The organism is Aeromonas sp. ASNIH7, assembly GCF_002903485.1.
GTDB lineage: Bacteria > Pseudomonadota > Gammaproteobacteria > Enterobacterales > Aeromonadaceae > Aeromonas > Aeromonas caviae.
In genome coordinates, this window is the sequence record NZ_CP026226.1 from 3,116,257 (window position 1) to 3,129,525 (window position 13,269).

Genomic DNA, 13,269 nt, shown 5'->3' on the forward strand with positions numbered 1-13,269 from the left:
ATCGAGACGACATCATGAAACGAATGACTGGACTGTGGCGAAGCTGCCTGACCGCCTTGCTGCTCTGGTGTGCCTGGCCCGCGCTGGCCGCCGAGCTGCCCCCGCTCTCCCTGGCGGATGCCAAGGGGAAGGAGGCGGTGATCCTGGATACCCGCCCGAGCTATTTCTATCAGGGCTGGCCCATGGACGGGGAGAAGCAGGGGGGCCATGTGGCCGGTGCCGAGCTGCTCTCCGCAGAGTGGAAATACAGTGACGAGGAGTGGCCTGTGGCGCTTGCGAGCAAGGGGCTGAAGGCCGACAAACCCGTCGCCCTCTATGGCACCCCTCGCGAGGTGGCCGAGGTGGCCCGTCTGCTGCGCCAGCAGGGCATCAAGCAGCTGTTCGAGCTGCAGGGATGGAAAGAGGCGCTCCGGGAGCATCTGGCACGCTGGCAGCAGCTGGTCCATCCGCTCTGGTTGGCGGACTTGCAGGCAGGCAAACCGGTCATCGCCGCCCCCAAGGGGGAGTGGAAGGTGTTCGAGGTGGACTGGGGATCCCCCAAGGCCTATCTGCTGAGCCACATTCCGGGAGCCGGCTACATCGACACCAACCGGCTGGAAGGGGAGCCGCTGTGGAACAAGGTCTCTGACGAGGCGCTCAAGGCGCTGCTGCTGGAGAACGGCATCCGTCATGACACCACCGTCATCCTCTATGGCCGCAACACCATGGCGGCGGCCCGTGCGGCCCATCTGATGATGTATGCGGGGGTCGAGGATGTGCGGCTGCTGGATGGCGGGCTGGAGGCCTGGTTTGTGCAGCATCTGCGCACCGAGACCGGCCTGGCCAACAAGTTCACCCCGGCCAAGGAGTTTGGCGTGGTCATCCCGGCCCGTCCCGAGTACTACACCACCCTTGACCAGGCCAAGGCCCTGCTCAAGCAGCCGGACGGCGCCCTGGTCAGCGTGCGCACCTGGAACGAGTTCGTGGGCAATACCTCGGGCTACAGCTACATCAAGCCCAAGGGGGACATTCCCGGGGCCAGATGGGGTCATGGCGGGGTGGATGCCAACAGCATGAGCGACTTCCACAACCCGGACGGCACCATGAAGCCCGCCCGCGAGATCCTCGCCATGTGGGATGAGTGGAATATCGAGCCGACCCAGCAGGCCGCTTTCTACTGCGGCACCGGCTGGCGCGCCTCCGAGGCGTTCTTCTACGCCTGGTTGATGGACTGGAAGCGGATCAGCGTCTACGATGGCGGCTGGTTCGAGTGGAGCATGGATCCGGCCAACCCCACCGTCACCGGCGAGCGCAAGCCGGGCAAGTAACTAATAATCCAGAGCAGGCCGGACAGATGTCCGGTCTTTCTTTTCTTGATAGATCATTTTCAATGGCTATAGCAGGTGGATTCTTTCTGTGAATCCTGTTGCTGCAATCAAGGTAAACGGGCCATCTGGTTGAGCTAGGCTTCATCTATCACCGCCAGGGTGAGCGTGAAGAAGGGGAGAGTGATGAAAGCTGTGATGATGCTGATTTGTCTGTTGGGATTGGCGGGGTGCAGCTCCCAATACATCATGAGCACCAAGGATGGCAAGATGATTGCCACCGACAGCAAACCCAGGTTGGACGAGACCACAGGCATGTATCGCTATTACGATGAAGAGGGGAGGGAAGTGCATATCAACAAGGACGACATCACCCAGATCATGGAGCGTTGAGGCTCTCCTCAAGCAACAAGGGCTGCCCGGGGGCCAATGCTGTTCACTTAAGCGGAGCCGCATTGCGATTTACCGGAAAACGGGTCTTTGATATCTTCACCGCCCTGGGTCTCGATGGCCTGGGGCGTTTTTCTATGAACATGACGCCTATGCAGCCCCGCAACTCCGCCAACCTCCGTGGCGTATGGGCTGGCGATAACGCGCCCGCCATCACTGCCATCTGGTTCGCGATGAACTGACAGGCAAACTTAAAGCTCACCTCATTGGGCGCTCGCTGATGGGCTATGGCGGCCTGGCTGGCCTCCCGCCTGACCAGATTGTATCCAAGCAGCAATCCCCACAGCTCCTGATAGACCAAGTCCACTTTCTTGCTTCTCAGCGTGATGGCGTTGTGCTGCATCGCGCTTTTGATATCCCGGTATCCCAGCTCGATTTCCCAGCGCTCGTGGTACAGGGTCGCCACCTGAGCTGCACTGAATCGCGCCACGGGCAGGGAGGTAAAGACCGTTTTCTCCTTGCCTGCCACCTCATAGGTCACTGCGCGAACTTGCCAGTGTGTCGGCAACGCCGGGTTTTTCTTGCGAGCCTGAGGCGAGACCGTCATTTGCAACAGACGGTCACCGTCGCCATAGCGCTCAAGTTCCGTGTATACCAGCCCCTTGCGTTCCGGGATGAGCCAGTGACGGTCGGTGTCTTCGGCCTGAATACGCAGCAACAGGTCGGCACCGAAGAAGCCTTTATCCAGCAGGGTCACTGACTTGTCCGGCAATGAGTGAATGAACTCGCTGGCCAGGGGGATTTCCCCTTTGCGGTACGGGCTGATGGCCGCGTTGGCAATGACATGCGAGCGGACATTCATGAGCGTGACCAACCGCAGCATCGGGTAGGGTGTCTGCCGGTTGGTTGAGGTGTTACCCGAGCCGAAATGTGCTCTGAGTTCAGGCATATCCTGGGTTCGGAACAGGGCCCCATCGATGGCAAAGACCTGTAAACCGTGCCAATGGTCTTCAGGATAACGTTCCCGCCCCCACACATCGGCGCACTGTTTGAACAGCCACTCGAGCGGCTGTTTGCCGAGTCGCTGACGGGCCTGAGACAGGGCACTGTCCGCGAGCAAGGCATCATTGGCCAACCCTTCTGCACAGATGTTGAGGCGCCGAGCGACCTCGGAGATGGGCTCATTGCGGAAAAAGGCCATCCCCACGACGAGCCACAAGACCATATCAGAAGGTAAGCGGCGTCGGCGGATAGTGGCCTTTTCAGACAAGGCGGCAGCGGCAGTAATCCATTCGTCGGGAATATGGTCGGCAAAAATGGCCAGCCGAGCCAGCATGTCGCCAGATGCCTCAACAACATCGTTCAGATCGTTTGCAATAGACATAAAAAATCCGGAACCAGTGATTGGTTCCGGATTGTCCTACAGCAGAAGGATCGGTCAATGGATCCTTAACTGATCAGCATTGTGCCCGGGGGCAGCCCTTGTTATTTTTGGTGCTCATGCCGTCTGGGGCACCTGACGGTTGACCTGGCCGGCAAACAGCTGGTGGAAGCGGGAGTGGGAGTTGGCCAGCAGGCTCACCGGCGACCCCTGCTCCACCACGGTGCCGGCCTCCATCACCACCACCTTGTCCACCGACAAGAGCGGCTCCAGGTGGTGGGCGATCACCAGATAGCTGGCCTCCGGCCGGTAGCGGTAGAGCAGCTCCGCCATCTTGCGCATGCCGCCGTGATCGAGGTCCGAGGTGGCCTCGTCCAGCACGATGAGCGGTCGGCGCGACAGCAGGATGCGGGCGATCACCAGCAACTGGGTCTCGCCAGCGGAGAGTTGCAGCCTGTCGAGATCCTCGTCCAGCCGCCCGGCGCAGCGCTCGGCCAGTCCCACCCGGGCAAGCGCCTGCTCAAGCATGGCGTCCTCATGCTCGGTCAGGGGCGCCAGATTGGCCCGCAAGGAGCCAAAGAAGGTGAGCGGGATCTGGGAGACGGTGTCGTAGAGATCGCGCACCGCCTCCGGTGCAAGTCGTGACAGTGGCTGATTGCCGTAAAAGATCTCCCCCTGGGAGGCGGGATACATGGCCTGCAATACCCCCAGCAGGGAGCTTTTGCCTGCCCCGGTACGCCCGCACACACCCACCTTTTCACCGGGGGCCAGTTCGAAGTTGACCTTGTGCAGCGCCCACTGGCTGGTCTGGGGGTAGCGCAGCCCCAGGTTGTCGAAGCGCACCGCAGGGTGAGGGGTGGCGAGGGCCTCCCCCTCCTGGCGCTCGCTCTCTATTTCGCTGTATTCGCGCACCCGCTCTACCGCGTTCATCACCTGTTCCACTTCGGCAAAGGTACGGATGAGGGAGTTGAGCATGGCGGAAGCGGTAAAGGCATAGGTGATGGCAACCGCCCCCAGCAGCGGGCTGTTGCCAAAGGCCACCATCAGCGCCACGGCCCCCACCAGGGCGGCGGAGAGCAGGGTCTGGTGCATGCCGAGCCAGCGGTTGATGGAGGTGGTGGTGTACCAGCTGCGCAGGTTGTTGTCATAGTGGTGCAGCACCTGGTCCAGCGCGAAACGCTCGGCCCCGGCCAGGCGCAGGGCGGGGGCGCCGCGGATGGTCTCGCTGATGCTGATGTAGAGCGGGGAGCGCAGCACCGAGGACTGGCGCCGCAGCTTGAGTTGCACCGCCCGGTAGCGGCGCTGCAACACATAGAGCGCCCATCCCACCAGGGGGGCGATGAGCAGCAGCAGGGGAATATTGATGCCGATCACCACCACCTGCAAGGCCACGGACACCAGCATGCCGAACAGTCCCACCAGCATGGAGAGCAGCATCTCTTGCGCCTCCCCCAGATCCCGGTCGAAGCGGTTGAGGATGCGCCCCTGGGGCACCTTGTCGAAGAAGGCCATGGGGGCGCGGCTGATGCGCCCCAGCATGCCGTCAAACAGGGTCCAGGCCAGCTTGAGGCCAAGGGTGTAGTTGATGACCCGTACCGCCATGATGCAGGCGAGGGAGCCCGCCCCCAGCAGCACATAGATGCCGAGCAGGGTCGTGACGTCGCTCACCTCGGCCTTGCCGCCGAGCCAGAGATCCGAGGCGATGCGCAGCCCTTCCTGGCCCAGGGTGAGCAGCAGGACGAGCAGGATGGCACCGGGGGCGGCGAGGCGCTGCCACATGAAGCCAAACAGCCCCCAGTCCACCTTGCCCTCCACCACTTTCTCCTCGCTGAACTGCTCCGCCTCCTGAGGGGGCACCGGCGGGGCGGGCTGGGGATGCTGGACAAGATCCGCCAACTGGTGGGCATCGAGCTCCACCAGGCGCCCCTGCTCGATGCGGATCACCCGATCGCACCTGGCCAGCACATCCGGATCGTGGCTCACCAGGAGCCGGGTCGGCCCCGGCTTGAAGACGAGCCCCTGCTCCAGTACCTGGGCCGCGACCATGGGGTCGAGCGCAGACAAGGGGTTGTCCAGCAGCAGGATATCGGCCCGGGCGTAGAGGGCGCGAGCCAGGGCGACCCGCTGCTGCTGGCCGCCGGAGAGGCGGGTGCCGAGCTCGCCCACCAGGGTTTGATCCCCGTGGCTGAGCAGCGCGAGATCGGCCGTGAGGGCGCAGGCGCCGAGCACCCAACGATAGCGCTCGGCGTGCCAGGGCTGGCCGAACAGGATGTTGTTGCGGATGGTGTCGTTCATCAGCCAGGGCTTGTGGCCCAGATGGGCAACCCGGCCGTGGCGACGGATGCTGCCGGCAAACTCGCTGTCAAAGCCGGCAACCAGATGCAGCAGGCAGCTCTTGCCCGCCCCGGTGGCCCCGGTGATCCCCACGAGCTCCCCCGGTGCGATGGCGAGGTTGGCTCCCTCGAGCACCGGTTTTTGCTGGTGCAGGGCACTGACGCCTTCCAGGTGGAGGGCCCCCGCCGGCAGGGCGGGATCATCGAGTTCCCGATGCTGCTCCGGGCTGTTCAGGAACTCGCACAGCCGGTTGAAGCCGGTGTTGAAGTTGATCAGGGTGCGGATGAGGTAGGGCAGTCGCATCATGGGGATGCGCAGCACGGTAAACAGGGCGATGGTGGTGAACACCTGGGGCAGGGTGAGGGTGTTGCCCGACGCCAGGTAGGTGGTGAAGGTGGCCAGGGTCACCAGCAGGGGAGTGCTCAGCATCAGCCCTTCGTTGATGGCATCGAGCCTGAGCACCCGGCCCAGCACCCCCAATTCCTGCTGGCGCTTGGTGTTGGCCGCCCGGGTAAAGAAGGGGCCAAGCCCGTTCTGGCGTACCAGCCTCAGCTTCTTGATGTATTCCGCCAGGATGCCGTTGCGCTCGTCCTGCTGGCGCTTGAGCTGCTGCTCCTGCTGGTTCATGCGCCGTACTACCCGGGTGGAAATGAGCAGCAGCAGGGCCAGCACCGCGAAGCCCACCAGACCGGCACTGCCCACCTGCCACACCAGCAGGGCGATGGTGCCGATGAGTTGCAGCGCCATGGTGACCGGCATGGCGGGGTCCGCAAGAATCCAAGTAATGTCCCACACGTCCCGGTTGATGAGGTTCTGAACCCGGCCGCCGGCCCTGTCGTCGAAGCTCTTGCCACCCTGCTTCATCACCTTGGCGAGCAGGGATTCGGCCAGCAGACGGCGGATGGGCACGTGCATCTTGAGGGCCAGTTGCAGGGAGTGCTCCGCCAGCATGCCGGCGGCGAGCACGGAGGCGAACAGGGCCAGGGCCAGCAGCAGCTTGTGGCCGGTGGTGGCATCGGTGCCGAGCTGGGTCATGCTGTGGTTGAGCAGCCAGGGGCTGGTCAGGGTGGCGAGCATGCCGAGCAGTTGCAGCAGGGTGAGCAGGCCAATTCGTCCCTTGTAATGACGCCAGATAAAGGCGGTCAGGGGCCAGGGGCGCACCGGCTGGCGGGCGGTGAGCGCGAGGAAGGCGTCGGCGCGGCCGTCGCGCCTGTCTTCCGGCAGCAGGGGATAAAGATCGTCGAGACTGACCTGGGGCTGGGTCAGCCCCTTGCGCAGCAGCGGGCCGGTCCAGCGATAGAAGAGGCGACTCAGCCAGCCGGTCGAGATTTCCGGATGATCCAATGGGTGTCCTTGTTGTTTTGTGTTGCTTCCATGGGCGGGGCGGCTCATGGGCCGCCCTCGAACTTGTTGTCTTGCTGCGGGCGTGCGCCCGGCGGGATCAGCGATCCCGGTTCATGCGGATGAGCCGATCCAGGATCCGCTCGCCATCGACCCGCAGGCCGTTGTGTTCGTACTCGTTGGTGATCCAGGCGCGGCTGTTGCCAAGCCCCTTCAGGGTGTCGCGGCTGTAGTCAAACTCCACGTACATGTCCTCGGCATAGACGGCGCAGGCCACCGGCACAGTGTTGCGGGCCAGCTGCGCCGGATCGTAGAGGGGGCCCCAGTCCGCTTTCTGGGCCAGCAGGTGGGCGGCCTCCTTCAGGGGAATGAGCTCGCGGAACTGCTCGAACATCCAGGGGAAGATCATCTCGCCGGTGAAGGCGAAATCTTTGCCGGGCGCCCAGGCCAGGGCAGGAAACTCCCTTCTCACCCGCTCGGCCGCCCAGTTGCTAGCACTCCCTTCGCAATAGATGAGCTCGTGCAGGATGGCGAACACCGGGTTGGTGTTGAACGGCTGCATGGCCTGCACCTGATAGAGGAAGGCGGGGTTGAGGCGTTCGCCGATGAAGGCGTCTTCCAGCAGGTAGTAAAGTGCCTCGAAGGCGCCGCTGGCCCCAAGATCCAGCCCCTGCTGCTGCAACTGCTCCACCGTCAGGCGCTGGCCGTTGGGCAGGCGCACGTCGTGGTGGTGCAGGTGGTTGGCCAGCCGGTTGACCAGGGCCTGGGCATGGGGGAAGCGGGTGAAGAAGGCGCGGTTCTTGTCCGCCACCCGCTGGTAGGTGGCGCGGTAGACCTCATCCGCACTGCGCCCGATGGGTGCCACCCCGCCGGTGAGGTAGACCTCGTGCAGACACCGCGGGAACAACGAGAGGTAGGTGAGGCTGCAAAAGCCGCCGAAACTCTGGCCGAGCAGGCTCCAGGGGCGCCCCGGGCTCAGCACCTCGCGAATGCATTCAGCGTCGCGCACTATGTTGTCGGCGCGAAAATGGCCGAGGTAATCCGCCTGCTCATATGGGGTCATCCCCGCCAGGGCGTCAGCACTGATGGGGGTGGAGTGGCCGGTGCCGCGCTGATCGAGCAGCAGCACCCGAAACTCCTGCAGGGCCCGCTTGATCCAGCCGCCATCGGCGGTCGGGCGAGGAGCGCCAAAGCCCGGGCCCCCCTGCAAATAGAGCAGCCAGGGCAGGTCATCATCCAGCTTGTCCTTGCGGCAGAGGGTGCGGCCAAACAGGGTGAGGGTCGCCTCCTCGTCGGGATGCTGGTGGTCGAGGGGCACGGTAAAAAAGTGTGGCTCGCAATGGATGCCATCCAGCACATAGTGCAAGGGGCTGCTCATCTGGGGTCTCCCTGAGGGTAGGAAAATCGTCGGCCTCATCATAGCCCTGGCGCAGGGGCGGGTCACGCCGGTTTTCCAGATTGTTAACAGAGATGGAGTCTGAGGTCGGTGCCCTACAAGGTGTGGTTTCGCCGCAGTTGACGGCGGGCTGCAACTGGACAAAGATGAGCCGCCTGCCGGGACGGGCAGGGATAGGTCAGCACCCCGGGTGCAGGAAACTGGATGGAGTTGGCTCGATGAAGCCGAGATGGATACGTGTTCGCAAGAGACGCACACAGAGGGATCCGGAGGGGGTGCTGCAGGTGGGTTTGCTGGTGTTCAGCGCCACCTGTGGTGCCACTCTGTTGCTGGCGGCCTGCAACGGCGGTTAGCTGAGTGAAACAGACCCGCTTGTCATGAGCGGGTTTTTTCATGCCGGAGCAGAAGGTCGGGACCTGCCTGTAGCCCTTTGCTGACGCGGGTTTGCGGTATGCAGAGTACGGCTGCTATGGTCAATTTACGACCGGATCCACACAGGGAGGCGATCATGAACAGTCGTGAAAAAGTCCTGGCTCATTTGGCCACAGATCACCGGGTTGCAGGATTGACCGCCGGCGAGGCACTGGCTGGCATGAGCCACTCGATGAGTTCGCTCCTGCTGCAACAGGATCAGCACTTCTTCCGCCGCCATGCGGACGACCCCTGCCACGAAGTCGCCCGGGCCTGCTCGGCCGGACACGTATGGCATGGGGACGAAAACCACTACTAGCCCCGGCATGTGAGTAAATGACAGATGCAAAAAGGCCCGCTCATCTGAGCGGGCCTTTCGAATTTGGCTCCTCCTACTGGACTTGAACCAGTGACATACGGATTAACAGTCCGCCGTTCTACCGACTGAACTAAGGAGGAATAGTTGGTGCCCAGAGACGGAATCGAACCGCCGACACGGGGATTTTCAATCCCCTGCTCTACCGACTGAGCTATCTGGGCAACGGCGCGCATTAAACCCTTTCTGGACTGAGGTGTCAACCACAGGCCGCAGATTGATGTACCGTTCGCTCGATATCCGAGCAATCTTCCCGTGATTGGACCGGTTTCCCGGTTTTAACCATGAAAAGAGGGGCGCCTGTGGGGCAGGGCGGGCCGGCGGCCAGCAGAACATCATGAAGGATGGCGGGCTGCCTGACGTGCCGAGGGCTGCCCGCTGGCGCCAAGCCGGGAGAGGCGCCAGTTATCTTGGCCCATCGATTGAGCCTGCCGCGCTCTGCGGGTATGCTTTGCCGCACTCATCCCCTGGCCATGGTCCGGGCCGACGCGGCTGGCAGGGGTGACATCCATCCAACACCGCCTGGGGTTTATATGAATACCAATATGCAAGAGTGGCGCGAAGAGACCGCCGCCATCGTCAACGAGCTGCTGGCCGATGGCAGCAACCCGGATCTGGATTACGAGATTGAGCACCACTTTGCCTGCCAGAAGTTCGATCTGCTGGAGAAGGCGGCGGTCGATCTGTTCAAGGCCGGTTTCGAAGTGACCGACGCCGAGGAGATGGAGCTGGACGACGGCGCCACCATCTTCTGTTTCGACGCCATGGTGGAGTGCAAGCTGGACATCGACACCATCGTCGCCGACATCGAGAAGATGCTGCCCATCCTCGAGAAATACGGGGTGGACTACGACGGCTGGGGCACCTATTTCCAGGAGTAAGTGCGCCAGATCATGCACGCTTTGCAAAAACAACAAGGCCACCCTCGGGTGGCCTTGTTGTTGCTGGCTTACTGCTCCGGCAGCTGATAGCTGCGGGCAAAGTCGGCCGGTGGGAGGGGGCGGCTGAACAGATAGCCTTGCAGCCGATCGCAACCGACCTGCACCAGCCAGGCCTGCTGCTCCGGCGTCTCCACCCCTTCGGCGGTGATCTTGATGCCAAGTTCATGGCCCAACCCGATGACGGAACGCACGATGGCGGTGGTGGCCTGGTTGGTGGCCAGCCCCTGGGTGAAGCTCTTGTCGAGCTTGAGGGTCGCCACCTGCAGCCTGGGAAGGTAGGCGAGGGAGCAGTAGCCGGTGCCGAAGTCGTCGATGGCGAGCTGGAAGCCCGCCTCGATGAGGCTGGCCAGGTTGCTCTCAATCTCGTCGGCATTCTCCATCAGCACCCCTTCGGTGATCTCCAGCTCCAGTTGCCAGGGGGCGAGCCCGTGGCGCGCGATGCAGTCGAAGATCTGAGGGCAGAGCTCGGGATCGCGGAACTGCAGGGGCGAGAGGTTGATGGAGAGCACCAGGTCCGGGGCCGCCACCTGCCAGCGGGCAAGCTGGGCACAGCCGAGCTCCAGCATCAGCTGGCCGAGCTGGCCGATGAGCCCCAGCTCCTCCGCCAGCGGGATGAACTCGTCGGGGGAGACCATGCCGAATTCGGGATGGGGCCAGCGGCAGAGCAGCTCTGCCCCGTGCAGCCGGTTGCTGTGGGTACAGATGATGGGCTGGTAGACGGCGGTCAGCTCGGCGGACTTGATGGCGAGTGGCAACTGGGCGGCGATGAGCTGGCGGCGTTTGAGCTTGGCATCGAGTGCGGGGTCGAACAGGGTACAGTGCTGCTGCTGGCGCTTGCCCTGGGCCAGGGCGGCCTCGGCGTGGCTCAGCAGACGCTCGGCATCCTTGGCCTTGCCATGGGCTATGCCGAGGAACACCGGGATCTGGATCCTGTGCTCCTCGACCTGATAGGGCGTCATCAGCTCCTGCTGCAGGTTGCGGCTCCACGCATCCAGAGAGAGGGGGAGCTCGGGCAGCAGCAGGGCGAAGTCATCCGCCGCGACCCGACAGAGCAGGGACTGGGGCGGCGCCAGTCGTTGCAGGCGGCGGGCCACCTGGCTCAGCAGGCGGTCGGCGACCCGTATGCCGAAGCGATCGTTGATCTCGCGAAAATGTTGCAGATCCACCAGCAGCAGGCTGGCCTTGCGGGCCCCCAGATGACGGCTGGTCTGCAGGAAGTGGGAGAGCTTGAGCAGGCCGGTCAGGCTGTCGTAGTGCTGCTCTTGCTGCAACTGGGCCTGGGTGGTGCGCAGCCCGGTGATGTCGCGGCTAAGGGTAAGGATGCCGAGGGAGTTGCCCTCGTCATCCGGCACCTCGACCCGGGTGACCTCCAGATGGCGGCCTCTGCCCTGGGCATCCACCACGCAATACTCCCCCTGACCCAGGGTTTGTTCGACGGGCAGCCGGGGCGGGACGCGCCGACCCAGAGCCTCGCTTGCCACCAGCCCCATGAAGTCGAGAAAGGCCTGGTTGCAGTCGATGAGCACGCCCTGATGATCCTCGAGACGGATGAGGTCGGGAATGGCATCCAGCAGGCGGCGTTGCAGCAACTGCTGCTGGCGGAAGGTTTGCTCCAGCTCCTTGCGCTGATCGATGGCGCTGACCATGGCAAACAGGGCGATGGGGTCGCCGTGCTCGTCATACAGGGGAACCTTGTTGATCTCCATCCAGCTGGCGCCTTCGCCGCTGTGGCAATGGAGCTGCTGGTGCAGCAGGGGTTTGCCGTCGGCCAGCAGGCGGTCATCTTCCTCCCGGAATACATCCCCCCAGGGCATCTCGGCATCGCTCTTGCCAATGAGTTCGCTCGGGTCTTGCAGGCCGGCTTCCCTGGCGAATGCCTTGTTGGCAAACAGGTACCGTCCGTGCTTGTCCCGGCAGAAGATATTCATGGGTAACTGGTCGATGATCTGCTGCAGCAGCGCCAGGGAGAGCGAAGAAGTCACGAGAGCACTCACGGGGGAGACTTCGAGCAAATCTATGATAACAGGTGGGTTTTGTAAAGCCTGGGTTAAGAGTACGCCATTTGTGCGGATCCCTGCTGACAGCCTGTGTCGCGATCGCCATAATAGCCGCCGGTCGGCCTATGGCCTTATGGATGAGAGAAGCAGCATGAAGAAGATAATGGGGGGCGCCCTGGCCCTGTTGATGGTGGGTTGTGCGAGCGACAACAACGGCGGCGAGCAGTATCGCTATACCCCGCCGGTTGCCAAGGCAACCAACAACACCCAGGAGATGGCGATCCCGGTGGATCTGGTGTGGGCCCGTGCCGAGAAGTGGTTCGGCGATCACGGTCTGAACATCGAGAACAGCCAGCGTGGTGCCGGTCTGATGACCGCCAACGTGGAAAACTCGGCCGATGGTCTGGAGTGGCTGGATTGCGGCACCATGGGGTCCAAGGTGGCGCTGGGCAACCCCAACCTGCAGATCAACCTGATCATCACCCAGAGCGGCAACAACAGCGTCGCCACCGTGAATGTCAAGGGCAATACCCAGCTCTACTTCGTCGAGTCCTCCGGCGAGCGAGTACTGGCTCCCTCCATCACCCCGGTGTGCGTCTCCCGCGGCAGCCTGGAACAGAGCCTGTTCTCCACCCTCGGCAACTGATCCTGCCGGGTATCATGAAAAACCCCGTTGCGTGCAACGGGGTTTTTTTATGCCTGCTCTGCGCCCATCAGGGCGTGAGGGGAGGGATGACGAGGATCAGGGGGTCAGATCGCCGTGATAGAGCACATGGTCGCCGGACTTGAGCACATACCCCTTCCAGGGGAAGAGCTGATAGCCGCCGCCCTGCCAGGACCAGTTGCCCTCTTCGCCCTGGCGGATCAGCCGGATCGGCTCGCCCTCTGGCAGGGTCAGCTCGGCCTGACTCTGATCGGCATTGAACAGCACGAAAGCGCTGACGGTCTGACCGGCATCGGTCGGGTTGAGGCGAATGCCCTGCTCGAACAGACGCACGCACTGGCCTGCCAGCGCCGACCATTGATAGCCCGCGCTGCCGATGCAGCCATGTTCGTCGCGATCCGCGCCGACCAGGGGCTCCCTCGGTGTCGTGTTGCAGGCGGCCAGCAGCAGGGAGGCGGCCATCAGGGTCAGGGTGCGCATGCTTACTCCTTGGCGTCCCGTTCGATGACGATGTTGGAGAAGCCCAGCTCCTTGAAGTAGTTCTCCCGGTAATCCTTCACGCTCTTCTTGTCGCGGCGGCACACCTGGGCCAGCTGCTCTTCCATGGCGTGGAAGCGGGTCAGATCGATCCCCTCGGCGGCGGCAACGGCATCATAGATGCTGTTGAACTTGTCGTTGGCGTAGCCAATCTCCCTGGCCTGCTTCTTGTAGGTGTAGGTAATCTTGAACGCCAT

At 63.1% G+C, this 13,269-nt stretch carries 12 protein-coding genes and 2 tRNA genes; 6 read left to right on the forward strand and 8 right to left on the reverse strand.

Features of this window, described 5'->3' with window-relative positions:
- The first annotated feature begins 23 nt into the window (after positions 1 to 23).
- Positions 24 to 1,307: a sulfurtransferase gene (locus tag C2U47_RS14610; protein ID WP_010675498.1), complete on the forward strand. Its 1,284-nt coding sequence runs from the start codon at positions 24 to 26 to the stop codon at positions 1,305 to 1,307.
- 183 nt (positions 1,308 to 1,490) lie between these two features.
- Positions 1,491 to 1,697, forward strand: a complete 207-nt coding sequence (locus C2U47_RS14615; protein WP_010675497.1) for a YgdI/YgdR family lipoprotein — start codon at positions 1,491 to 1,493, stop codon at positions 1,695 to 1,697.
- A gap of 43 nt (positions 1,698 to 1,740) precedes the next feature.
- Here C2U47_RS14615 and C2U47_RS14620 read toward each other — a convergent pair whose 3' ends face one another.
- The 3 genes from C2U47_RS14620 to C2U47_RS14630 all read right to left on the reverse strand — a co-directional run bounded on the left by C2U47_RS14620 (position 1,741) and on the right by C2U47_RS14630 (position 8,128).
- Entirely contained in the window at positions 1,741 to 3,078 is a 1,338-nt protein-coding gene (locus C2U47_RS14620) for an IS4-like element ISAeme15 family transposase (protein ID WP_103261422.1), read from the reverse strand.
- Between the two features lie 114 nt (positions 3,079 to 3,192).
- Positions 3,193 to 6,753 (reverse strand): ATP-binding cassette domain-containing protein, encoded by a 3,561-nt coding sequence (locus C2U47_RS14625; protein ID WP_010675496.1) that lies wholly within the window; start codon positions 6,751 to 6,753, stop codon positions 3,193 to 3,195.
- Between the two features lie 97 nt (positions 6,754 to 6,850).
- Complete coding sequence (locus tag C2U47_RS14630) at positions 6,851 to 8,128, reverse strand: alpha/beta fold hydrolase (protein ID WP_010675495.1); 1,278 nt, start codon at positions 8,126 to 8,128, stop codon at positions 6,851 to 6,853.
- A gap of 236 nt (positions 8,129 to 8,364) precedes the next feature.
- On the opposite strand from C2U47_RS14630, the gene C2U47_RS23555 reads away from it, so the two are divergent.
- Together C2U47_RS23555 and C2U47_RS14635 are read left to right on the forward strand one after the other, a co-directional pair.
- A complete protein-coding gene (locus C2U47_RS23555; RefSeq protein ID WP_080560565.1) occupies positions 8,365 to 8,499 on the forward strand; it encodes a hypothetical protein in 135 nt (44 codons plus the stop codon).
- A 155-nt stretch (positions 8,500 to 8,654) separates the two neighbouring features.
- Positions 8,655 to 8,876: a hypothetical protein gene (locus C2U47_RS14635; RefSeq protein WP_010675494.1), complete on the forward strand. Its 222-nt coding sequence runs from the start codon at positions 8,655 to 8,657 to the stop codon at positions 8,874 to 8,876.
- A 64-nt stretch (positions 8,877 to 8,940) separates the two neighbouring features.
- Here the strand turns inward: C2U47_RS14635 and C2U47_RS14640 are convergent.
- Positions 8,941 to 9,016, reverse strand: a tRNA-Asn gene (locus tag C2U47_RS14640).
- A 5-nt stretch (positions 9,017 to 9,021) separates the two neighbouring features.
- Positions 9,022 to 9,097, reverse strand: a tRNA-Phe gene (locus C2U47_RS14645).
- A gap of 381 nt (positions 9,098 to 9,478) precedes the next feature.
- Here C2U47_RS14645 and rraB point away from each other — a divergent pair.
- Positions 9,479 to 9,814: a ribonuclease E inhibitor RraB gene (rraB, locus tag C2U47_RS14650; RefSeq protein ID WP_010675493.1), complete on the forward strand. Its 336-nt coding sequence runs from the start codon at positions 9,479 to 9,481 to the stop codon at positions 9,812 to 9,814.
- A 68-nt stretch (positions 9,815 to 9,882) separates the two neighbouring features.
- Here the strand turns inward: rraB and C2U47_RS14655 are convergent, their stop codons facing one another.
- Complete coding sequence (locus C2U47_RS14655) at positions 9,883 to 11,856, reverse strand: sensor domain-containing protein (protein ID WP_010675492.1); 1,974 nt, start codon at positions 11,854 to 11,856, stop codon at positions 9,883 to 9,885.
- 166 nt (positions 11,857 to 12,022) lie between these two features.
- Between C2U47_RS14655 and C2U47_RS14660 the strand changes: the two genes are divergently transcribed.
- Positions 12,023 to 12,517 carry a hypothetical protein gene (locus tag C2U47_RS14660; protein WP_029314787.1) on the forward strand — a complete coding sequence of 165 codons (495 nt, stop codon included), beginning with the start codon at positions 12,023 to 12,025 and terminating at the stop codon, positions 12,515 to 12,517.
- Positions 12,518 to 12,613: 96 nt separating this feature from the next.
- Here C2U47_RS14660 and C2U47_RS14665 read toward each other — a convergent pair whose 3' ends face one another.
- Complete coding sequence (locus tag C2U47_RS14665) at positions 12,614 to 13,015, reverse strand: hypothetical protein (protein WP_010675490.1); 402 nt, start codon at positions 13,013 to 13,015, stop codon at positions 12,614 to 12,616.
- A 2-nt stretch (positions 13,016 to 13,017) separates the two neighbouring features.
- Positions 13,018 to 13,269 carry a DUF2960 domain-containing protein gene (locus C2U47_RS14670; RefSeq protein WP_010675489.1) on the reverse strand — a complete coding sequence of 84 codons (252 nt, stop codon included), beginning with the start codon at positions 13,267 to 13,269 and terminating at the stop codon, positions 13,018 to 13,020.

What these genes read in the sequence shown, in the direction of transcription:
- C2U47_RS14660 (WP_029314787.1), top strand. Translation starts at nt 12,023, where the DNA reads ATGAAGAAGATAATGGGGGGCGCCCTGGCCCTGTTGATGGTGGGTTGT.
- C2U47_RS14665 (WP_010675490.1), bottom strand. Translation starts at nt 13,015, where the DNA reads ATGCGCACCCTGACCCTGATGGCCGCCTCCCTGCTGCTGGCCGCCTGC.
- C2U47_RS23555 (WP_080560565.1), top strand. Translation starts at nt 8,365, where the DNA reads ATGAAGCCGAGATGGATACGTGTTCGCAAGAGACGCACACAGAGGGAT.
- C2U47_RS14620 (WP_103261422.1), bottom strand. Translation starts at nt 3,078, where the DNA reads ATGTCTATTGCAAACGATCTGAACGATGTTGTTGAGGCATCTGGCGAC.
- rraB (WP_010675493.1), top strand. Translation starts at nt 9,479, where the DNA reads ATGCAAGAGTGGCGCGAAGAGACCGCCGCCATCGTCAACGAGCTGCTG.
- C2U47_RS14610 (WP_010675498.1), top strand. Translation starts at nt 24, where the DNA reads ATGACTGGACTGTGGCGAAGCTGCCTGACCGCCTTGCTGCTCTGGTGT.
- C2U47_RS14615 (WP_010675497.1), top strand. Translation starts at nt 1,491, where the DNA reads ATGAAAGCTGTGATGATGCTGATTTGTCTGTTGGGATTGGCGGGGTGC.
- C2U47_RS14630 (WP_010675495.1), bottom strand. Translation starts at nt 8,128, where the DNA reads ATGAGCAGCCCCTTGCACTATGTGCTGGATGGCATCCATTGCGAGCCA.
- C2U47_RS14670 (WP_010675489.1), bottom strand. Translation starts at nt 13,269, where the DNA reads ATGGCGTTCAAGATTACCTACACCTACAAGAAGCAGGCCAGGGAGATT.
- C2U47_RS14635 (WP_010675494.1), top strand. Translation starts at nt 8,655, where the DNA reads ATGAACAGTCGTGAAAAAGTCCTGGCTCATTTGGCCACAGATCACCGG.